Origin of the sequence: Sneathiella sp., from assembly GCF_029233945.1 — a bacterium.
Classification (GTDB): domain Bacteria; phylum Pseudomonadota; class Alphaproteobacteria; order Sneathiellales; family Sneathiellaceae; genus Sneathiella.
The window spans coordinates 1-21342 of sequence record NZ_JARGOQ010000057.1; the positions used below are offsets into that span (position 1 = coordinate 1).

General features: G+C 54.2%; 24 protein-coding genes. 13 read left to right on the forward strand and 11 right to left on the reverse strand.

All coding sequences use genetic code 11. The features are described from left to right. Positions 1-800, forward strand: an 800-nt coding sequence (locus P1U71_RS15165) for a class I SAM-dependent methyltransferase (RefSeq protein WP_301106468.1), incomplete at its 5' end; no start/stop codon positions are given. Here P1U71_RS15165 and metW read toward each other — a convergent pair. Further along, positions 797-1435, reverse strand: a complete 639-nt coding sequence (gene metW, locus P1U71_RS15170; RefSeq protein WP_301106469.1) for a methionine biosynthesis protein MetW — start codon at positions 1433-1435, stop codon at positions 797-799. The two genes, P1U71_RS15165 and metW, sit on opposite strands and share 4 nt — an antisense overlap. Further along, positions 1432-2577 (reverse strand): homoserine O-acetyltransferase, encoded by a 1146-nt coding sequence (locus P1U71_RS15175; RefSeq protein WP_301106470.1) that lies wholly within the window; start codon positions 2575-2577, stop codon positions 1432-1434. The genes metW and P1U71_RS15175 overlap by 4 nt, the downstream gene beginning before the upstream one ends. A 163-nt stretch (positions 2578-2740) precedes the next feature. On the opposite strand from P1U71_RS15175, the gene P1U71_RS15180 reads away from it, so the two are divergent. From P1U71_RS15180 to P1U71_RS15190, 3 genes are read left to right on the forward strand one after another with little or no spacing between them, the layout of a single operon-like run. Further along, positions 2741-3595, forward strand: a complete 855-nt coding sequence (locus tag P1U71_RS15180) for a chorismate mutase (RefSeq protein ID WP_301106471.1) — start codon at positions 2741-2743, stop codon at positions 3593-3595. 32 nt (positions 3596-3627) lie between these two features. After that, positions 3628-4716, forward strand: a complete 1089-nt coding sequence (hisC, locus tag P1U71_RS15185; protein ID WP_301106472.1) for a histidinol-phosphate transaminase — start codon at positions 3628-3630, stop codon at positions 4714-4716. Between the two features lie 3 nt (positions 4717-4719). After that, positions 4720-5661 (forward strand): prephenate/arogenate dehydrogenase family protein, encoded by a 942-nt coding sequence (locus P1U71_RS15190; protein WP_301106473.1) that lies wholly within the window; start codon positions 4720-4722, stop codon positions 5659-5661. Between the two features lie 6 nt (positions 5662-5667). Here P1U71_RS15190 and P1U71_RS15195 read toward each other — a convergent pair whose 3' ends face one another. Continuing rightward, positions 5668-6714 carry a DUF2125 domain-containing protein gene (locus P1U71_RS15195; RefSeq protein ID WP_301106474.1) on the reverse strand — a complete coding sequence of 349 codons (1047 nt, stop codon included), beginning with the start codon at positions 6712-6714 and terminating at the stop codon, positions 5668-5670. A gap of 96 nt (positions 6715-6810) precedes the next feature. On the opposite strand from P1U71_RS15195, the gene P1U71_RS15200 reads away from it, so the two are divergent. Both P1U71_RS15200 and P1U71_RS15205 read left to right on the forward strand, forming a co-directional pair. Further along, a complete protein-coding gene (locus tag P1U71_RS15200) occupies positions 6811-7719 on the forward strand; it encodes a DMT family transporter (RefSeq protein ID WP_301106475.1) in 909 nt (302 codons plus the stop codon). Then, on the forward strand, positions 7716-8318 hold the full coding sequence (locus P1U71_RS15205; RefSeq protein WP_301106476.1) for a gamma-glutamylcyclotransferase: 603 nt from the start codon (positions 7716-7718) through the stop codon (positions 8316-8318). Before P1U71_RS15200 ends, P1U71_RS15205 begins: the two co-directional genes overlap by 4 nt. Here P1U71_RS15205 and P1U71_RS15210 read toward each other — a convergent pair. From P1U71_RS15210 to ftsE, 7 genes are all read right to left on the reverse strand, one after another. After that, positions 8315-8743, reverse strand: coding sequence for a VOC family protein (locus P1U71_RS15210; protein ID WP_301106477.1), 429 nt, complete (start codon positions 8741-8743; stop codon positions 8315-8317). The two genes, P1U71_RS15205 and P1U71_RS15210, sit on opposite strands and share 4 nt — an antisense overlap. A 69-nt stretch (positions 8744-8812) precedes the next feature. Then, complete coding sequence (locus P1U71_RS15215) at positions 8813-11143, reverse strand: adenosylcobalamin-dependent ribonucleoside-diphosphate reductase (RefSeq protein WP_301106478.1); 2331 nt, start codon at positions 11141-11143, stop codon at positions 8813-8815. Positions 11144-11229: 86 nt separating this feature from the next. Beyond that, positions 11230-11958, reverse strand: a complete 729-nt coding sequence (locus P1U71_RS15220) for a 1-acyl-sn-glycerol-3-phosphate acyltransferase (protein WP_301106479.1) — start codon at positions 11956-11958, stop codon at positions 11230-11232. Between the two features lie 18 nt (positions 11959-11976). Continuing rightward, complete coding sequence (locus P1U71_RS15225; protein WP_301106480.1) at positions 11977-12561, reverse strand: YdcF family protein; 585 nt, start codon at positions 12559-12561, stop codon at positions 11977-11979. 3 nt (positions 12562-12564) lie between these two features. Then, positions 12565-13110, reverse strand: a complete 546-nt coding sequence (locus P1U71_RS15230; RefSeq protein ID WP_301106481.1) for an HAD-IIIA family hydrolase — start codon at positions 13108-13110, stop codon at positions 12565-12567. A 1-nt stretch (position 13111) separates the two neighbouring features. Beyond that, positions 13112-13999 carry a hypothetical protein gene (locus tag P1U71_RS15235; protein WP_301106482.1) on the reverse strand — a complete coding sequence of 296 codons (888 nt, stop codon included), beginning with the start codon at positions 13997-13999 and terminating at the stop codon, positions 13112-13114. Next, positions 13996-14694, reverse strand: coding sequence for a cell division ATP-binding protein FtsE (gene ftsE / locus P1U71_RS15240; protein WP_301106483.1), 699 nt, complete (start codon positions 14692-14694; stop codon positions 13996-13998). Before ftsE ends, P1U71_RS15235 begins: the two co-directional genes overlap by 4 nt. A 125-nt stretch (positions 14695-14819) precedes the next feature. Here ftsE and P1U71_RS15245 point away from each other — a divergent pair, with 125 nt between their 5' ends. The 7 genes from P1U71_RS15245 to P1U71_RS15275 all read left to right on the forward strand — a co-directional run bounded on the left by P1U71_RS15245 (position 14820) and on the right by P1U71_RS15275 (position 20646). Continuing rightward, complete coding sequence (locus P1U71_RS15245; protein ID WP_301106484.1) at positions 14820-15527, forward strand: DUF3426 domain-containing protein; 708 nt, start codon at positions 14820-14822, stop codon at positions 15525-15527. A 60-nt stretch (positions 15528-15587) separates the two neighbouring features. Continuing rightward, a complete protein-coding gene (gene hpt, locus P1U71_RS15250; RefSeq protein WP_301106485.1) occupies positions 15588-16133 on the forward strand; it encodes a hypoxanthine phosphoribosyltransferase in 546 nt (181 codons plus the stop codon). A gap of 13 nt (positions 16134-16146) precedes the next feature. After that, positions 16147-16566, forward strand: a complete 420-nt coding sequence (locus P1U71_RS15255; RefSeq protein ID WP_301106486.1) for a response regulator — start codon at positions 16147-16149, stop codon at positions 16564-16566. Positions 16567-16711: 145 nt separating this feature from the next. After that, the gene (locus tag P1U71_RS15260) at positions 16712-18520 is read left to right on the forward strand and encodes a hypothetical protein (protein ID WP_301106488.1); all 1809 of its coding nucleotides are present in this window, start codon (positions 16712-16714) and stop codon (positions 18518-18520) included. After that, positions 18517-19533 carry a glycosyltransferase family 2 protein gene (locus tag P1U71_RS15265; RefSeq protein ID WP_301106489.1) on the forward strand — a complete coding sequence of 339 codons (1017 nt, stop codon included), beginning with the start codon at positions 18517-18519 and terminating at the stop codon, positions 19531-19533. The genes P1U71_RS15260 and P1U71_RS15265 overlap by 4 nt, the downstream gene beginning before the upstream one ends. A gap of 170 nt (positions 19534-19703) precedes the next feature. Beyond that, positions 19704-20306, forward strand: a complete 603-nt coding sequence (locus P1U71_RS15270; protein ID WP_301106490.1) for a class I SAM-dependent methyltransferase — start codon at positions 19704-19706, stop codon at positions 20304-20306. Beyond that, the gene (locus P1U71_RS15275; protein ID WP_301106491.1) at positions 20293-20646 is read left to right on the forward strand and encodes an EamA family transporter; all 354 of its coding nucleotides are present in this window, start codon (positions 20293-20295) and stop codon (positions 20644-20646) included. Before P1U71_RS15270 ends, P1U71_RS15275 begins: the two co-directional genes overlap by 14 nt. Before the next feature lie 3 nt (positions 20647-20649). On the opposite strand, the gene P1U71_RS15280 is transcribed toward P1U71_RS15275, so the two are convergent. Next, positions 20650-21171, reverse strand: coding sequence for a prepilin peptidase (locus P1U71_RS15280; RefSeq protein ID WP_301106492.1), 522 nt, complete (start codon positions 21169-21171; stop codon positions 20650-20652). Positions 21172-21342 lie beyond the last annotated feature (171 nt).

Below are 21342 nucleotides of genomic sequence, written 5' to 3' on the forward strand. Positions count from 1 at the left end.
GTTTCCATTTCTATATTTTATGTCAGTATAACACTATGCTCAGACCTGATGTCATCGATTTGCGGAATTTTTACCACAGCTCTCTCGGGCAGGTGGTGCGGCGGACGATTGGCCGTAAAATTCGGCTGATGTGGCCGGATTTAAAAAATTTCCGGGTTCTCGGCATTGGCTATGCCACACCCTACCTTAACCCGTTTCGCGCGGAAGGTGAACGGGTCATCTCCTTCATGCCGTTGGAACAGGGGGTCATTCAATGGCCGCGTGAGGGGGGGAGTCTCGTCAGTCTTGTGGATGAGCATACCTTGCCGCTTCCTGATTCCTCCATCGACCGGATCATCTGGGTGCACGGGCTTGAAAATGCGACCGACGTTGATGTGATAATGCAGGAACTCTGGCGTGTCCTTACTTCCACGGGGAAGCTGATGGTGGTGGTGCCAAGCCGGCGCGGCCTTTGGTCGCGCACGGAAAACACGCCCTTCGGTTATGGCCGACCCTATAGCGATAAACAGCTTAACCGTCTACTCAGGGATAACAGCTTCACCCCCGGAGAAAGGCAGGGCGCGCTCTATATGCCGCCCAGCAAATGGCGTCTTAATTTGCGCCTTTCGAAAGCCTGGGAGAATATTGGCGAAAAATGGTGGGGACATTTCTGCGGAGTCCGGATTATGGAAGCGGAAAAGCAGATTTACGCCCTGACCGAATTGCCCGAACGTAAAACACGGCGGCGACCGGTTATCCTGCCTGCGGCCCGGCCGGTTATCGCCGGACGGCAAGCACGTCGTGCAAAGGAAGATGGTTAGTCTTTTTTCGACAGCATAAAGATGCAGTCCGCGCCGAAGAAATTGGCGAAGCTGCCATAGGTCGAACGGGTCATCACGTCACCCGAAGCCTTGACGATGACCGATTGTTCGATTTTGACATCCATTTTTTCGCAAAGGGCAGTGAAATCTTTAAGCGTACAGAAGTGGATATTCGGTGTTTCGTACCAGGGAATATCCAGCGAGTTTGTCATCGGCATCCGGCCCTTGATCGCAAGGTAGGCCCGACAGCGCCAATAGGCGAAATTCGGAAAAGAGACGATGGCGCGCCGCCCGATGCGAAGAAGTTGTTCCAGCACAACATGCGGCTGATGAGTGGTTTGCAGGGTTTTGCTTAAAATCGCATAGTCGAAACTGTCGTCGGGATAATAGACGAGGTCCGTATCGGCATTACCCTGCACCACGGATAGCCCATTGGCGACGCAGATATTCACGCCCTGCTGGCTCAGCTCAAGACCGCGACCTTCGACTTCTTTCGTTTCGGCAAGATGGGCAAGAAGCTGCCCGTCATCGCAGCCGACATCGAGAACCCGGCTGCCCGGCTCCACCATTTCCGCAATCAACTGCCAATCGACGCGAATATCCCGCTTGGGTACATATTTGATAGGATCATTCATGAGATCAGACCCCGGCTTTTCGCGCTCGATTGTAAAAATCCGTCGATGGTCTTGAACATTTCGGGCGTATCAAGCAGGAAGGCGTCATGGCCTTTGTCGGTTTCCACCTCAACGAAGCTAACATTCGCCGCCGCCGCGATCAGCGCATGGACGATATCCCGGTTTTCCGACGTCGGGAACAGCCAATCACTGGTGAAAGAGACGCTGCAGAAGCGGGTTTTTGTTCCCTCAAATGCGTTGGCGAGCGCGCCGCCATTATCTTCTACCAGATCGAAATAATCCATCGCCCGGGTGATATAGAGGTAGGAATTTGCATCGAAGCGGTCGACGAAGTTGATCCCCTGATAGCGAAGATAGCTCTCAACCTGGAAATCCGCGTCGAAACCATAGGTGAGGTTTTCACGATCCTGCAGGTTGCGGCCGAATTTCCGGTGCAGCGCTGCCTCCGACAGATAGGTCACATGCGCCGCCATGCGCGCAACTGCAAGGCCGGATGTCGGCTTTTTATCGCTTGCGTAATACTCGCCGCTCTGCCAGTTCGGATCGGCCATGACAGCCTGTCGCCCGACTTCATGGAAAGCAATATTCTGCGCGCTGTGGCGCGCGGCGCAGGCAATGGGAATTGCGCTGAAAACTCTGTCGGGATAAGCGCTCGCCCATTGCAGGGTCTGCATGCCCCCCATGGAGCCGCCGATGACACTGAACCAGCTTTCGATCCCGAGATAATTCTGCAGCAATGCCTGTGCGCGGACCATATCGGCGATGGTGATGATCGGAAAGTTCAGGCCGTAGGGCTTGCCTGTGTTCGGGTCGATATCCGACGGGCCGGTCGTGCCCATGCAACCGCCAAGAACATTACTGCAAACAATAAAATATTTATCTGTATTCAGAACCTTGCCCGGGCCAATCATGATCTCCCACCAGCCATTCTTTCCGGTGACGGGCTGTCGGCTTGCGGCAAACTGATCGCCGGTCAGGGCATGACAAATCAGAATCGCGTTTGATTTGTCTGCGTTCAATGTACCATAAGTGCAATAGGCCATATTGATGGCCTCCAGCGTCACGCCGCAGTCCAGCTCGAGCGGCGTCTCCTTTCCAAGGATAACGGTCTGATTATCCGACTGTGGAGGGTTTATGGACACTTTTGCTACTCTTTTCCCGCAAATGGATTAGAAAAATCTTTGTTTTGAATGACTTTGCTGTTAGCTAGTGCGGCGGGGCAAGGTCTGTCAATATATTCTTTGCCAAATACCGGGCTTTATGGTCCAATTTTGACGAAATGCACTGTTTATTCAGGGAACTATGGTGACAACAACAAATACAAAGCTGGAAGCACTGCGGGTAGAAATTGATCGCCTTGATGCGGAGCTTTTATCGGTTCTGGAGAAGCGGGTCGCAATCGTGGAAGATATCGCCGCTGCGAAAAAAGCGGACGGTAAGGCGCTCGCGTTTCGCCCGGGCAGAGAGGCGTCCATTCTTCGCAATATACTTAAGTCGCATTCCAGCAAGTTGCCCGACACGGTTATCGCGGCGATATGGCGGGAACTGATCTCGGCTGTTGGCTGGATGCAGCAGCCTTATTCGGTTTCCATAACCGCGCCCGATAAATCCGTAGGCTACTGGGATTTGGCGCGGTTTCATTTTGGCTCAGCGACGCCAATGAAGCTGCATCAGTTGCCGACGGTTGTCTTGCGGGAGGTGTATGAAAACCCGGCAACGCTGGGCGTGCTTCCCTGGTTGACGCGGGAGCGTGATACCTGGTGGACGCAGCTTGCACAAGGCGGTGAAAATGTGCCCAAGATCTTGGCGGCGCTTCCTTTCCTTGATAATCCGTCCGGTGAGTTTGAAGACCTGAACTCCCTTGTCATAGGTCAGGCGGAACCGGAGCCGTCCGGGGATGACGTGACCTTGATGGCGCTGGCCACCAGTGAAGAGGTGAGCCGGGCCCGGCTGACTGAAAATCTTACCAAGGCGGGCCTCAGCGGTTATTGTGCGGATTCACGCACGCCGGATGCCGGGGGTAGTGACTGGCTCCATCTTATTGAGATGCCCGAATTTGTCGCGAAAACCGACCCACGCCTGGTAAAGCTTGGGGAGATCGGCGGCGAAAGCTTTATCAAAGCGGTTATCCTTGGCGCTTACGCCGTTCCCATCAAATAACGCATTCCACTACCCGAGTTGAAAGAAGCCTCATGACCACTCCGGTTCCACAACCAGGCATTATGACCATCTCCCCCTATGTCGGCGGGAAATCGAAAGCGGGCGAAAACCAGAATGTCGCCAAGCTTTCGTCGAATGAATCACCGCTCGGCCCGAGCCCGAAGGCGGTTACGGCGATTGAAGCGGTTGTTGCAAATGCTCATCGATATCCAGATGGTGGCTCCCTTCTCCTGACCGAGGCAATTGCCGAGGTTCATAAACTGGATGCCACGCGCATTGTCTGCGGCAACGGGTCGGACGAGCTTATTTCCCTGCTGAATACGGCCTTTGTCGGCCCGGGGGATGAGGTGCTGTTTCCCGAGCATGGCTTCCTGATGTATGCCATTTCCGCTTCTGTTGCGGGGGCAACGCCGGTGAAGGCACCGGAAGTGGACCGCACGACGAATGTTGATAATCTGCTCGCGGCAGTGACGGAGCGAACGAAGATCGTCTTTTTGGCTAACCCAAACAATCCGACCGGCACTTATCTGCCGTATTCGGAAATTGAGCGCCTGCGGGCGGAGTTGCGCGATGATATTCTGTTGGTTCTGGATGCGGCCTATGCGGAATATGTCACCCGTGATGACTATCGCGCCGGGGTCGAGCTCGTTGATTCTCATGACAACGTCGTCATGACCCGGACCTTTTCAAAGATCTACGGTCTTGCCGCCTTGCGCTTGGGCTGGGCCTATTGCCCGCCTGATATTGTCGATGTGCTGCATCGGGCACGCGGTCCGTTTAATGTGAATGCGCTGGCTCAGGCGGGCGGGATCGAGGCTGTACGCGATCAGGCGCATATCGAGAAGGCCCGGCTACATAACGATAAATGGCTCCCGATTCTGACGCAAAGTTTCCGTGGAATGGGTTTGGGCGTGACGCCGAGTGTCGGCAATTTCCTGCTTATCGACTTCGACGGAAGTGGAAAGGCTGCCAATGAGGCCGAGGCGTATCTCGCGGAAAAGGGCTTGCTCCTCCGGGCGGTTGCGGGGTATGGCCTGCCGACCTGCTTGCGCATGACAATCGGGCAGGATGATGAAAACCACGCAGTGATAGAGGCGCTGAGGGAATTCCTCGGCACATAAAGAATGACGGAAGTGAAGTTCAAACGGCTGGCCTTGATCGGCATCGGTCTTATCGGATCATCGATTGCGCGGTCCGCGCGCCAGCATAATCTTGCCGATGAAATCGTCTGTGCAGCACGCACGGCGGACAGCCGTCGCGTCGCCAAAGAACTCGGTATCGTTGATGAGGCGTATGACAGCCCGATTGAGGCGGTCAAGGGCGCGGATCTGGTGATTTTCTGCACGCCACTTGGTACCTATGGCAAACTGGCGGAGCAGCTTGCGCCAGTGCTTGAGAACGGCGTCATTCTCACCGATGTGGGTTCGGTTAAAAGTGCGGTGATCGAGGCTATCGGCCCGCATATGCCGGAAGGCGTGGATTTTATCCCGGGCCATCCGGTGGCAGGGACGGAAAAATCAGGGCCCGCCGCGGGTTTTGCTGAGCTCTTTATCGATCGCTGGCTCATCCTGACGCCTTGCGGGCAGTCAAGCGATGCGGCGGTCGAGAAATTGACGGCCTTCTGGGCGGCGATGGGCAGTAAGGTTGAGATTATGGATGCGGAGCATCATGATCTGGTTCTCGCCATCACGTCCCACATCCCGCATCTGATCGCTTATAATATCGTCGGCACGGCGGATGACCTGGAAGATGTGACCCAGTCGGAAGTGATCAAATATTCCGCGGGTGGTTTCCGGGATTTTACCCGTATTGCCGCGTCAGATCCAACCATGTGGCGGGATGTGTTCCTGAACAACAAAGAGGCGGTACTGGAAATGCTGGGTCGCTTTACCGAGGATTTGACGGCGCTGCAGCGGGCCATTCGGCGCGAAGACGGGGAAACCCTGTTTAATATCTTCTCGCGTACTCGAGCGATCCGGCGGCAGATTATCGATGCGGGACAGGAAACGCCGGAGCCGGATTTTGGCCGTGTGCATAAGTCTGAAGAGACACCAAAGAAATCCTGAGAATGCCTATTTGCTTCCGATAACGGAACCAAGCCGCATCAGATAGACAGGACCAAGATAGACACCGCCATCCTGCGCCGACAAGGGGAGCGCGATATAGCGTTTTCCATCGTCCCCCTCTTTTGAGAGAAGCCCGAGCCCAAAGCCGATGGTGCGGGCGGCATTCTCGTCAATCTGCCGTGTCTCGGTGAGCGCTGCAAGAATTCTCTCATAGCCGGAGATGCGGGTCTCAAGCTCCCCAAGAGGGCGCATCCGGTCATCCAGGGTAATTGCGCCCTTTCCGGTGATGGCGCCATGGCCCCAATCGATATTCAGGGCCTCAATATCGACAAAGCCCCCTTCATCGCGCCATTCGGCAAGGGTATCGGCGGCGGGAAGTTTGCGCACCGTGCCGTAAAGAATTGAGGAGAGGGAGAAATCCGTAATCCGCTTGCCGAGCGGGAAATCGCTCATCCCCTCGATCACCACATTATCGGCGCGAAGGGCGATCTGCTGTCCGTCCATCTGTTCACTGGCGGCTTTTTCGTCTGAACTATTCGCTGGCCTCGGGCGGCCATGAAGCTGCAATCGTTCCGCTGTGACGGGTGACCGCCAAGAGGGAATCGTCTCAAGTTCCTTGATATCGATGGCAACGGCGCGCATGCGGCCCCGTATGGTGAATGTCGCACTGCCGAGCGCGGAGAGGGCCTTGAAATCAAGACTTCTTTGCTGGTCCTTTTCCAGCCAATCCGCCCGGCCTTTTCCTTCAACGCCGAAAATTACATGATTTATGCGCCAAGGTTGCACCACGGCCCAGAAGGTGGGAATTCTCACTTCAGGGCTTTGTTCATGGCTTGGGTTGGCAATAGAGAGATTTTCCGCCGTGACCCGGACCCGATAGGGAAAACCGGAGGCCACAAGCGGCTTATGGCTGATTTCATATCCCTCGCTGATCCGCTGTTCGCGCCAATTGTCGGCCAATTCCATCAGCCGGTCCGCAACATGGTGCCACCAGAAGACATAGCCGCCAATGAGGAGGACTAGGGCTAATATGCCGCCAAAGAGTATACGCATCAAAGGTCCGGTTGATTGCTTGTGAAACTTACCTGCACTCTATATAGAAAGAAATACTGCAGTTACAGAATTCTCTTATCCGGCCCCGCATGCATTATGAAAGATAATTCCAGCCAGCCAGCTGACGGCCTGCTTTTCAAGGCGATGCCGGTCATTTTCGTCTTTTTATGGAGCACGGGTTTCATTGGCGCGAAAATGGGCCTGCCCTATGTGGAACCAATGATGTTCCTCGCCTTGCGCTTCGGTATTTGCGTTGCCCTGATGATTCCGTTTGTGTTGATCACCGAAACCCGCTGGCCCGCCCGTTCAATCGATTATTTTCATATCTCAATCGGCGGCCTCCTGATGCATGGTGGCTATCTCGGCTTTGTTTTTCTCTCCATTTCAAAGGGAACACCGGCAGGTATCTCCTCTCTCATTGTCGGGATACAGCCGCTTATTGTCGCAGCTTTGGCCGGGCTAATGTTGAATGAAAATGTATCCTTGCAGAAATGGACCGGGTTGCTGCTCGGGCTCATCGGTGTGTTTTTCGTGGTTTTTAACAAGCTTTCGGTCGGGGAGGGAACGCTATATGGCATGAGCCTGTCTTTCATTGCCTTGATCAGTATTTCCGTCGGTACCCTCTATCAGAAGAAATTCTGTTCTCAGATGAATATTAAAAGCGGAAACCTTATCCAGTTTGCTGTCGCCGGAGTTTATTTCTACCTTATGTCACTCCTGTTTGAGACGGGGGAGGTTATTTGGTCGGGAGAGTTGATCTTCGCGTTGCTCTGGCTTGTAATCGTCCTATCGCTTGGCGCCATGACGCTGCTATATATGCTCCTGCGGCGTGGAGCGGCGGCGAATGTGTCCAGCCTCTTTTACCTGACACCGCCTTGCACAGCGGTTGTTGCTTATTTCCTCTTTGATGAGACGCTTGGCATCCTCGCCCTGATCGGGATGGGAGTTGCGGTGCTTGGCGTCGCGCTTGTAAATTATCGGTTCAAGAAGGCAAGAAACACATGACGCGAAAGTATGATTTGGTGCTGGAGCCGGACCTGCCCCCTGTCGATTACCCTCTTCCGGAATTGCCGGTGGGGGAAGACCTCTGGATATTCGGTTACGGCTCCCTGATGTGGCGTCCGGGTTTCGATCATCTTGGCATTCAGGATGCACAGCTATACGGTTATCATCGTGCTTTTTGCGTCACCTCTATCGTACATCGGGGAACGCGGGAAAATCCGGGGCTTGTGTTGGGGCTCGACCGGGGCGGTTCCTGCCGGGGGAAAGGCATTCTGTGTCCGTCAGCTATTCGGGAGCCGGTGATCGATTATCTCTACCGCCGTGAAATGGTAACCAGTGTCTACCGGCCCAGGATGGTGCGCATCAAGCTTCTGGATAGTGGCGCCATGGCGTTGGCGCTTACTTTCGTAGCCGATCCGGCCCATGAACAATATTGCGGCAAACCGTCATTGGAGGCGGCGGCGAAGATTATCGCCCGCGCCCATGGCCGGGGCGGTCCCAATGTGGATTACCTGAAAAGCACGCTGGCGCATCTTGATGAATTCGGCATCGCGGACGGCCCGCTTCACCACATTATGGATCTGATCGAAAAGGGCAGCTAGCTCGCGAAGAGCTGATCCATATTCTTGAAGGCCTTGAGTTCAATGGCGTTACCGGCCGGATCGCTGAAGAACATTGTGGCTTGCTCCCCGGTCTCTCCCTTGAAGCGGACATAGGGCTCGATGATAAAGTCGATGCCCGCCGCGGTTAGGCGATCGGCGGCCTTCTGCCACTTTTCCATCGACATAACCAACCCGAAATGACGGCAGGGCACGCCATGACCGTCCACATTGCTGGTTTTTGCCGCACTGGTTTCTTCCGGCGCGAGATGGGCGACGATCTGGTGACCATGGAAATCGAAATCGACCCAATCGGCGGAGCTTCGGCCTTCCGCGCACCCCAGCAAACCCTTGTAGAATTCACGGGCGGCTTCCAGGTCATTGACGGGAAAGGCCAGATGGAAGGGGAAGATCGTTTGCTCCGTCATAGGTATCTCCATTGCAGAATATCCGGCGTTAGTAGCGCCTTTTAGGTCATGTTGAAAGCGATAATAAGGTTAGCTGCATTTGGAATAACCGCAGGTCGTGCAGGTGTCACAGCCTTCGATTTTTAGCAGCCCTGCTTCGCCGCATTGCGGACATTGCCGAAGCAACCCCTCTTTTGGCTTGCTTGTGCCCCCGACGACGACTTTTGAGACGGCTTCGCTCGTCTTTTCCTGCTTCCCCTCCGGCGGTGGCAGGAAGCCGATCTGGATCATATGGGTCTCAATCACCTCCCCGATTGCTGCGAGGAGGGAGGGAACATATTTCCCCTTTACCCAGGCACCACCGCGCGGATCGAAGACGGCTTTCAATTCCCCGACCACAAAGCTGACGTCGCCGCCGCGCCGGAAAACGGCAGAAATCATGCGAGTGAGCGCCACCGTCCAGGCAAAATGCTCGACATTTTTCGAATTGATGAAAATCTCGAACGGGCGGCGGCGGCCGTCCTGAATAATGTCGTTCAGTGTTATATATATGGCGTGATTGCTCTCCGGCCAGCGGAGTTTGTAGGTCTGGCCGGGCAGTGTGCCGGGTCGGTCCAGCGGTTTCGTCATATAGACAATGCCGCCCGCCTCGAAACTGTCGGAGGGTTTGCTGTAGGGCACATCGAGCGGTAGATCAGGCTGTGCGCTTGCCGGTTCTTCCGGTTTTAATTCCAGCACCGCACCGGTGATATCATTCGGCCGATAGGTCGTGCAGCCCTTGCAGCCCTGCTCATAGGCTTGCAGATAGATATCCTTGAAATTCTCGAAGCTGATATCTTCCGGGCAGTTGATGGTTTTAGAGATCGAACTGTCGATATATTCCTGCACGGCGGCCTGCATTCGCACATGATCGGGCGGGGTCAGCACTTGCGCATCGACGAAATAGTCGGGAAGCGGTTCGTCCGCGCCCTTAAGCCGACGGAACAGGCGAAGCGCATAATCGGTCACTTCCTCCGATTTTCGGGTATCGTCCGGCATCAACACATTGCGGGTATAGGAGAAGCTGAACACCGGCTCGATCCCACTGGAAATATTATCCGCGAGCAGTGAGATCGTGCCTGTCGGCGCGACGGAAGTGACAAGCGCATTGCGGATGCCTTTTTCGGCAATCGCCTCGCGGATGTCCTTATCCAGCGTGTTGATTGTTTCTCCGTCGAGATATTTTTCCTTATCAAAGAGCGGGAACGCGCCTTTTTCTTCTGCGAGGTTGGCAGAGGCGAGATAGGCGGAACGCTGGATTTGCGCCATCCATTTGCGTGTAAGTGCCAGCGCCTTGTCCGAGCCATAGCGCACGCCGCACATGATCAACGCATCGGCAAGCCCGGTAATGCCAAGTCCAATGCGCCGCTTCGCACGGGCTTCATTCGCCTGTTCGGGGAGCGGGTAGCCGGATATATCGACGACGTTATCCATCATCCGGATGGCATCGCGCACGACGCCATCGAGCTTTTTGAGGTCAATGGCGGCCTTTTTCTCGAACGGATGGACGACCATCCGGGTGAGGTTGACCGACCCCAAAAGACAGGCGCCATAGGCAGGTAATGGCTGTTCCCCACAAGGATTGGTGCCAGTGATGGTTTCCGCATAATAGAGATTGTTGCGGGCATTGATGCGATCGATAAAGATAACGCCCGGCTCTGCGAAGGCGTAGGTTGCGCGCATAATCTCGTCCCAGAGTTCCCGCGCCTGCACCGTTTTATACAGGGTGCCGTCAAAGCGAAGTTCCCACGCGTCGTCCTTCTTGACAGCCTCCATAAAGGCGTCCGATACGAGGACGGAAAGATTGAACATCCGGAGGCGACCGGGATCCTGTTTCGCCTTGATAAAGTCGAGAATATCCGGATGATCGCAGCGCATCGTCGCCATCATGGCGCCCCGGCGGGAGCCCGCGCTCATGATCGTGCGACACATACTGTCCCAGACATCCATGAAACTGAGCGGGCCGGACGCATCGGAGCCCATACCATGGACTGGTGCGCCCTTCGGCCGAAGGGTCGAGAAATTATAGCCGATTCCGCCGCCTTGCTGCATGGTGAGGGCGGCTTCCTTCAGATTATCGAAGATCGACGACATGTCATCACCGATATCGCCCATGACGAAGCAGTTAAAGAGTGTGACCTGACGTTTCGTCCCGGCACCGGATAAGATGCGCCCTGCGGGGAGAAATTTGTAATCTTCGAGAAGGGTATAAAAGCGTTCTTCCCATTTTTCCCGCTCCGTTTCGGCCTCCGCCTCTGCCGTGGCGCGGGCGACACGCCGCCAGCTATCCTCGATGGAGCGTTCCTTTAAGGAGTCATCGGCGGATTTGAAGCGATATTTCATATCCCATATCTGTTGAGATATCGGGGCGACAGGCGACATTGGGCACCTTCATTTTGGAAAAAACTCGTCCTACTAAATATAGTAGCAAAGGGGTCTTACGCAAAATTTAATATGTGCGCATAAGCCTATGGTATGTATTTCGTGCGCCCTTCCGCGACCAGAGCCTCCGTCTTTTCCTCAATCCGGGATTTCAGCTCCTTCATAAAGGCTTTGCGGTCCATTCCGGCCTCGATCGGCGGGAGAAACTCCATCACCATGACGCCCGGGCGGCAGAAGAAGCTTTTCCTTGGCCAGAAAAGGCCGGTATTGAGCGCGACTGGCACCACCGGCTGTTGCAGTTTTGTATAAAGCGCGGCGATGCCGGGCTGGAACGGAAGATCCTCATCCAGCGGGGAGCGTGTCCCTTCCGGGAAAATAACAATGGGACGGTCATCCTCGATCGCCTGCTGCGCTTGCGATAACATGGATTTCAGCGCCGCCGCATGGCCCTTGCGATCCACCGCAATCATTTTTGTTTTGCGGCAATACCAGCCATATACGGGAATGCTGAGCAGTTCTTTTTTCAGGATAATCGCCGGATCATCGGTGATCAGGTGAAAGATCATGGTCTCAAACGCGGATTGATGCTTGGCGGCGACAATCACGGCCCCCTTGGGAAGATATTCTTCTCCCCGGATTTCCAGCCGGAGGTTACAGAGGGTGCGGAGGAGAAACACAATGCCGCCCGACCAGATTCGCTGACCCAGAACAATCCACTTCCGATCGAAGGGCAGGAAAGGCAGAAAGGCCAAATTCATGATTGTCGACCAGACAAAAAAGCAGATAAAGAAGGCTAGGGATCTTATTTGCGTCACGCGTCTCTCTTTCAGCGTCTACTCGTCAAGCCGGGCCCGGACCAGACTGAAGACATACTTGTTGAACTCTCCGGCCAGTACCATAAAGGCTCGCGGGTTTTTCCACCAGCCGGTTAGTTCGAGCGTATCACTGGCGACCGGATAGGCAATCAGATTAATATCCGGCATCTGGCGCTTTAGCTCCACCAGGCTGCGCGGCATATGATAGGCGCTGGTGACAATGGCGAGACTATTGAAATCATTCGACTTGGCCCAAAGGGAGGTTTCATAGGCATTCCCTTCCGTATTGCGGGCGAGGCGGCCAAGATCGACGCAGCAGTCCATAAGCTCCGAGCTTTGCCCCGTGGCCTGACGCAGGGTTTCTCGTGTTACTTTCGAATTCACGCCGGAAACCAACAATCTTGCCCCGTCATTTTCTTTCAGAAGGTCGAAGCCCGCTGTCAACCGGGCCGGCGTACCGGTCAGGATTACTATCCCGCCAACACCATCGACAAGCGCAGACTGCCTGTTTTCGACAGTCGCCATGAAGGTAAGGAAGCCGCCCATCCAGAAACAAAGAAAGATGAAGGCAAGGGCTGTAACTATTTTCCAGCGAAAGGGCATATATCAGAACCTTCCCTCAAGTATGAAACTGGCGGCTTCGTCAAGGTCTTCAGCAATATGGACCGGCATCAAATCCTTTGAGAGCCCTTCCGCCAGGGTTTTCTGGCCTTTTCCTGTCCGGACGAGGATGCGGTGGCAGTCCGCGGACCGGGCTGCTTCGATATCGCGCGTGCTGTCCCCGATAAAGACGGTTTCTTTGGGCTTTGCGTGATATTTCCGCATTGCTTCAAAAAGCATTCCGGGTCCGGGTTTGCGCCGGTCGGTCGCGGCCCAGGGGGCATCAGGGGCAATAAGGATATCGTCCAGATCCCCGGACAGCCTTGCCAGATTATCCCGAAGCTTGCCATGAATTTCCGCGAGTTGCTCCTCATTAATAATGCCGCGCCCGATACAGGATTGATTGGTCACGACAACCAGCCGATGCCCATGCCCTTTGAGCCGGGCAATGGCTTCCAACGCCTTTGGAATGAAGATCAGCTCGGTCGGGGATTTTACGAAATCCGCCCGATCTTCATTAATCACCCCGTCTCTATCCAGCAATACAAGCATTCTACATCATCCGGCGAAGCGACTTTAGCACGACCCGCCGGACGGTGTATCGCGTCAGCAGAGCCACCAGAATAGGCAGCAACAACAAGGCAATCACTCCTTCGATGCCAACGGAAAGCGGGGGCAGCATCGACGCCTCCAGCGATCCGACAAGAAAGTTGAAAATAAACATGACAATGATGGCAACGATAAGGCCCGGCAAGGCACCGAGGAAGCTGAGCCTGGAAAAATAGTTCTGGAACTGCTCGGCGATGTAATTGTCGCGCGCGCCAATCAGATGCAGGACCTGGATAACCTCCGAATGCATGATCAGGCCGGTCCGCACGGCAAAAATCACGATGATCACGGTGACGCAGCCAATCAGCAGCATGATCCCGGCGGCAAGAAACTGAATGGAACGCCCGAGGAGGACCATTTTGTCAAGCCAGGGCCGATGGATATCAAGTCGGGCGCCGGGGACGGCCTCAGTGAGTTTCTCATTCAGCGCCGCGAGATCTATGGCGCTATCTTCCGCAATAATCACCTCTATCAGGCGGGGAATAGGCAAACCGCCGAGGGCCGCGTTTTTGCCAAGGAAAGGCTCCAGCAGCTGTAGCGTTTCGTCCTGTTCGATCGGGCGGGCATTGGCGACCCCCGGTGTGGCCGACAGAAGAGCGACGGCATCGGTGACTTTCTTGTCGAGATCGGCGGCGGGATCGAAAGCAATTTCCACGGTCAGATTGTCAGTCAGGGTTTCCGACCAGTCACTGATGGCATTGCTTAACGCGAACAGCCCGCCGATTGAAAGCGCCGCCAGAAAGATCATGGCAGCAATCACGACCGGCAGATAGCGGGTCGAGGCATCCTTCTCCAGCTGCAATTCGGCGGATTTTCCGAAAAACTGTATCATGCCGGATCCTTGCTGAACTGCGCGGGAAGATCGTCCTGTGCGCGGGTGGTTAGCATGCCGTCTTTGAGATACATGACAGGATTGCCAAACCGCTTGATCAATTCCAGATCATGGGTCGCGACAACAACGGTTGTGCCGATCTTATTCAGCTCCTGAAACAGATACATGAGGCGGAGCCCCATCTCGGCATCCATGCTGCCTGTCGGTTCATCGGCGATAAGAAGCTGCGGCCGGTTGATGACGGCGCGGGCAATGGCGACCCGCTGCTTTTCTCCTCCCGAGAGGGTTGGTGGTTTGGCATCCACTTGCCTGCCAAGCCCCACCCATTCAAGCAATTCGGCGACATGCTGGTAAATCTGGCTGTTCTTCGCGCCTGCGATCTTGAGCGGCAAGGCCACATTTTCCAGTGCAGAGAGATGATCAAGCAGCCGGAAGTCCTGATAAACCACACCGATTTTCCGGCGCATCGCCGGAAGGTCCTCACGATCGAGGCTTGAGACTTCCTTGTTGAAAAGTGTAACCAGGCCACGGCTTGGCCGGTGTGACAGAGCGAGTAATTTCAGGAGGGAGCTTTTGCCCGCACCCGTCGGCCCCGTCAAGAAGTGAAAGGACCCGGGTCGCAGGTGAAAGCTGATATCGCGCAATACTTCAGGCCCGAGCCCATAGCGCATGCCGACATTTTCAAACCTGACCAATCTGTCCTCCCAAAATTTACGCGACAGAAGATAAACTATGATAGATTTATCAGCCAGTCTTGTGCATGTCCAAGCAAACGCCTATAAAAAAGAAACTTTAATTCGTGAGCTGGTGACCCTGGCCGATGATTCTAACCTGTACAAGTTGCGCAACCCGTTATTCAATTGATCCGGCGACGATCGGTCCGGAAGGGCGTGCCGTCAAATGCGCGAAATGCGGCCACAAGTGGCGTGAGTTCCCTCCGGAAGATACACCAAAGAAAGTTGTGCTCGAAGTTTCGCCTGAAAACCCGGAAACAGAGACGTCCGCCGATTCACCGGATCAGGGCATGAGCATCGAGCAGATGACGGCGGCCAAGGCCGGCACAGCAGTGGCGGGCAGCTCTGAGAAGAAGCGACGCTGGATCGCCTGGCTTCTCCTCCTTCTGGTGCTGGCAGTGCTTGTTTGCGGCGCTTACTTCGGACGGAAGTTTGTTGTGCAAATCTGGCCCGGGTCGGCCATTGCTTATCAGTATCTGCAGATTGATGTTGAAACACAGAACCAGCTTGGCCTCGAGATACATGATCTGAACACAAAATCCGTGTTGCAAAATGGTGTCACGACACTGACCGTTTCGGGTATTATCAAAAATGTTACTGAAAGTCGGCAGCCGGTGCCGCGCATCAAGATCGCGCTCATCGATGAGACGGGACAAAGCGTTTATAGCTGGACCACAACGGCGGAGGATACAGAGGTTCCGCCCTGGAGCCAGATTGAATTCTCCAGCAGTATGAACCAGCCGCCGGAAGAGGCAAAGAATGTCAAAGTCGATCTGGTCGACCCGGAAAACTAAATCCGGCAGTGTCTGTTGCTTGAGGCCGGCCGGGCGTTACTCAAATTTGAAAGGACCACCATGAACATCGCCGAGGCGAAATCAGATATCGAAATCCTGTTCGCAAGCGCGGATATCGCCAAGCGCAATGAAGAGCTGGCGGAGGAAATCGCCAGTTCGATGGGGTCTGATATTCTGGTTATTGCCGTCCTGAAGGGCAGTTTTGTGTTCGCTGCAGACCTGATCCGCGCGTTGCATCATGCGGGCGTTAAGCCGCAGATTGATTTTATGGCGCTTTCCTCCTACGGCGATAAAACCGTCAGCAGCGGAAATGTGATGATTACCCGGGACATCGTGGATACGGTCAAAGGCCGCAAGGTATTGCTGATCGATGATATTCTGGAGTCGGGCCGGACCATGGCCTTCGCGACGCAAGAACTTCTCGAACGCGGGGCGGATACGGTGAAAACCTGCCTGATGCTGGACAAGAAGGGAAAAAGAGTTTCGGGATTCGAGGCAGATTTCGTTGGTTTTGATTGCCCGGATTTATTTGTTGTCGGCTATGGGCTTGATTACGCTCATTATTATAGAGAGCTCCCTTACATCGGCTATATCGTCAAGCATTAAACGGAATAAATAGATGGCGCGGATATTGATTGCAGAGGATGAGGCCGCCCTTCGGGAGTTTGTCAGTCGCGCCCTGACCCATCATGGACATGACATCGTTGCTGTGGCGGATGGTGCGGAGGCGCTGGCGATCCTGCAAAAGGGAGAGGTATTTGACCTCCTGCTTTCTGATATCGTGATGCCGGTTATGGATGGCATTGCGCTCGCGCTCAAAGTGACAAAGGATTTCCCCGACCTCAAGGTTCTCATGATGACGGGATATGCGGCAGAAAGACAAAGAGCCTATAATCTTGAGATGCTGATCCATGATGTCATCGCAAAGCCGTTTACGCTCGATGAAATATGCGGAAAAGTCAGCGATGCATTGACGAGTGAACAGGCAGTCCTGAAACCCGCCACGACGAGCGATGAAGGACTTCGGACCAAGAAATAGCGACTCTATTCCCGTTCAGACTGCCCGGAAACCAATATCGGGTGAACATTGCCTAATATCCCGCTCCCTTCCCTTTTTGTTAAGGTTTTTGCGCTAGCTTTCTATTGAATAAAGCCGCGCTTTTACTGGCATCAAGGAAAGATCTGTGACTGTTGAACGTATAGTGATGTTTTTTCTGCTCTGGCTGACCTGTTTTGTGATCCTGCCGGTGCAGCTCTCATCATCGCCTGATATTCTTCAGCCTGAAGGGCCGGATGCGTTTATGCGTCTGGAGCGGGTGAATATATTGGTGGAGACCGGCGACTGGTATAATGGCCATATCGCCCGGGCGGGCGGCGAAAGTGGGGCGGATATTCACTGGACGCGGCCAATGGACCTGCTGATTATTGGCACGGCGGCGCCGTTAATGCCTTTTATGAGCACCCACGATGCCATCGAAATGGCGGGGATCGTCTTACCGGCATTGATGTCATTATTGCTTGTTATGGTCTGTATATGGGCGGTTATGCCGTTAATGCAGCCGGGAAATTTATTCTCGATCATTATTCTTCTCGCCGTTCAGCCGGTTATTCAGAATTATTTCCACATCGGGCGCGCGGATCATCATATGATCCTGGCGGTGCTGACCGGTGCCGTTCTGGGCTGTCTCATCCGGCTTAATGCGCGCGGCGGGCCGTCCCGGCTTGCGTTGATCGGCGGAATACTGAGCGGACTTGGGCTTTGGATCAGTCTTGAATTTCTGATTGTTTTCGTTCCGGTCATCCTGGGACTTGGCCTTTGCGGGCTCGTTTGGGGTGAAGAATGGCGCCGCGCCAACAGTGATTTCGCGATGGGCGCACTGATATTCTGTCTTTTGGCACTGGCCGTTGATGTTGCGCCTGAGAACTGGCTTGTTGCGCGCTATGACCGGATATCCATTGCCCAGCTGTTTTTGGTGACGTGCCCGGCTCTCTTCTGGTCCGTCATCGCTGGGTTGTTCGGTCGCTCGGATAAGATGGCTCACCGGTTGGCTGGCGCGGTGCTGTTTGGGACGGTTTGTGCTGGTCTGATTCTCTGGTATTTCCCCAATCTTTTGGTTGGACCCTTAGCCGAGGCGGATCCGCGTACTGGATCGATCTGGTATGATAAAGTGAGTGAAATGCAGCCCTTGCTTAATAGCCCGCGCCAGACAATTCTCTATTGCCTGCTGCCTTTTATCGGTATCGTGTACGGCGGCTTCGTTCTATTTGGAAAAAATGACCTGGCGCGCCGCCAAATGTGGGTCCGGTTGCTGCCTGTACTGATCTGCACGGGCGTCCTGGCACTATTTCATCAGCGTACCTCCCTCTATCTTGCCGTTGTCGGTGTGATCGCCGCCGGGTCGCTTCTGGAATATCTGTTGAACCGGGTCGGCGCGCGTTACAGTGGGTGGAAGAAAAGTGCGACGGGCCTGCTGGTCCGCACAAGCATCATATTGGGGCCTTTCTTTCTGGCCTTGCTGGTGGGGACGGTCACAACGAGCCTGAAGTCATCGGAGGCGGTTGCGGCGGTCGAGCCAGAAGCCGCGCAATGTAATATATCGGAAATAGCCGAAAAGCTCAGCGAAGACGCGTTTATTCGCGGTCGCAGCGACCTTAAGTTCGCGAATAATCTCGACTTCGGCCCGGAGCTTGTGTATCGCACGCCGCATCATTTTCTCGCTGTTCCGTATCATCGCAATGGCGAGACAATATTCGACGTTCACGCTCTTTTGACCGCGACAGATTATTCAAGAAGTAGGGAAATTCTCGCAAAATACGAGATAGATTATATTCTTATATGTCCGAATTTTTCGTCAAAATCCTATTTTCAGGAGTCAGAGTCGCCTGATGTCGTCTATAATCGCCTTCTTGACGGAGATTTGCCGGACGATCTGACGGAAATTGACGCGCCGTCTTCCTGGAGGCTGTTCGCGGTTAGGAATGGTGCAGAATGAATAAGAGCAACCTGATCGAAAAACCACGCGGGGCGGTATCACAGACTAGGCTCCGGGAGGTTGGATCGCTCGCCGTCATGATCCCTTGCCTCAATGAGGAACTGACGATCGGCACTGTTGTCCGGGATTTTCGCGTCGCGTTACCGTCGGCGCGAATTGTCGTCTGTGACAATGCGTCGACAGATAAAACCGCTGAAGTGGCCGAAGCCGCCGGCGCGGAAGTCATCTATGAAGATATGCCCGGCAAGGGAAACGCCATCCGTCGCCTATTTTCCGATATCGAGGCGGATATCTATCTGATGGTGGACGGCGATGCAACATATGAAGCTTCCCTTGCGCCAGTGTTGGTTGATCATCTCCTGAAACGTCGGCTGGATATGGTTTGCGCCAAGCGTGTCGCAACGGGCCAAGCCGCTTATCGCAAGGGGCATGTGTTGGGGAACCGAATGTTCTCTGGTATCGTCGCGCGCGTGTTTGGTCGCCGGTTCGAAGACATATTGACTGGATACCGGGTTTTTTCACGTCGCTTCGTCAAGTCATTTCCGATCCTCTCCGAAGGGTTCGAGATTGAAACTGAACTCACCATTCACGCCCTTGAACTGAACATGCCTGTCGCCGAGATTTCCAGCACCTATATAGAGCGCCCGGAAGGATCGGACAGCAAGCTCAATACCTTCTCGGATGGTTTGAAAATCACTAAACTGATCGTCAAGCTGATCAAGGACGAGCGGCCGATGACATTTTTCGGCGGATTATTTATCCTGTTCGCCGCAATGTCTGTTGTCCTTGCGATCCCGGTTGTGCTGACCTTCTTTGAGACGGGGCTGGTGCCGCGGTTGCCGACGGCTGTGCTGTCGAGCGCCTGCATGCTGTTGTCGTTTTTGTTCCTGGCTTGCGGATTTATTCTTGACTCCGTGACCCGCGGACGACGGGAAAGAAAGCGTATTTCCTATCTTTCCATTGCCGGGCCCGCCACAATAAAAGTGGATGCCGATGGCGGGACGCGTCATTAGAAAAATATGGGAAAGGGTACGTCGATTGAGTTGAGGGTCGCGTAAGCTGTTGAATGAACCGAGAGACCACAAATAAAATCAGATTTATCCTGGAAGATTTGCTGCCCCCCATTTTAAGGGATTCAGTTCTTTTTAAGTGGCTAGCCAAGGCGGCCTGGGGAAATCATATCGTGGCGCTGGCGGAGTTTCGAAAAAACGCGCCCTTCCTGACCGAAGAGGAATATGAGGCTCTCTATCGCAATCACCCCCGGGTTCACGATCTGACAGACAATTCCGAAGCCTGTATCCAGCGTATTGCCGAGGGGGTTGTTGGACGTTCAATTCTGGATGTCGGTTGCGGCACCGGATTTCTGCTTCAGCGGATCATGGAAATTCGGAATGATACCTTTGACCGGGTAATGGGAACGGATCTGATCGTGCCGGACGCGCAAGAGGGGCTTGAACTCGTCCCTGCAAAAATCGAGGATCTCCCCTTTTCAGACGGAGAGTTCGATACCGTGATCTGCACTCATGTGATCGAGCATATTCTTGATTATCATCAGGCCATACGGGAGCTGCGGCGGGTATGCCGGAAGAAGCTTATCATCGTCGTGCCGAGGGAGCGGGAATATCGCTACACCTTTAATCCGCATTTCAATTTTTTCCCCTATCCCGAAAGTTTCTTAAGGGCAATGCAGCCGGTGCCGGAGGACTATATTTGCCTCGATATCGGGCGGGATATCTTTTATTGCGAGACAGGCGCACTGTCAGGAGAAAGTCATGGATATAGCTAAAGACGCGGCCCTGATCATGCTGCCCCTCGTTATCGCGATAGGGCAGGTACTGTTTAAACTCACCAGTCGCGATGTCGGCGCGGCAAACATGGCGTCGCTCATGAAATTATCGGTCAATGGATATTTTATTCTTGCCCTTGTCCTTTATGGGACCGCGACGGTTGCCTGGGTTTATGTGCTCCGGCATTTTCCGCTCAACAAGGCGTATTTATTCATGGGGCTGACATTTGTGTTCGTGCCCTTGCTGAGTTATCTGTTTCTCAAGGAGCCGGTAAATATCCGCTATCTTGCCGGGGCCGCCTTTATCATTTTTGGTATTTGGTTAGCGAAGGCCGCCTGAGATCTACATCACTTTGGTGAACTGATAGAACACCACGAAGCCGGCGGCGGCGATGGCCACACCATAAGGAAGCTGTAGGCCGAGGGTCTTGCTTGCCTGAATAAGTGGCGCTGGTTTTCTTAAGATTTTTATAAAGAACCAGTCGACCAGGCCCGAAATTGTCGGGTTGCGGGTCAGAATAATCGGAAGAACATAAACAAGGGCCAGAGCGCCGCCCGCAAAGCAGGTCATCAACAGAAGCAGGACCAAGTGATCCGGACCTGCCCAGAGCGCCAGTGCCGCGAGCAGCTTGACATCGCCGCCGCCCAGCCAGCCAAGAGCAAAAATCATGATCCCGACAACAAGAACGCCCATGCCGCAGAGCAGATGCCAGGGAAGGCTGGACCAATCACCGGCAATTGACGCCTGTAAAAGATATAGCCCAGCAATGATCAGGGGCAGCAAGTTTGGAATTCGACGGGAGAAAACGTCCCATAGCGCTGCTATAAGAACCAGACCACCGGCTGACATCATCAGGACAGGCATTCGATACACCCTTTAACGGCATAGCTGTAAGATTGCCCTTAATTCTATCTGCCAGTTATTAGCATATGGTTAAGGAAATCTGTCGTGCCGACATCACAGGAGGGATGCATTATATGTGGTGCCCCTGGCCTGACTCGAACAGGCACGCCCTAAGGACAACAGATTTTGAAT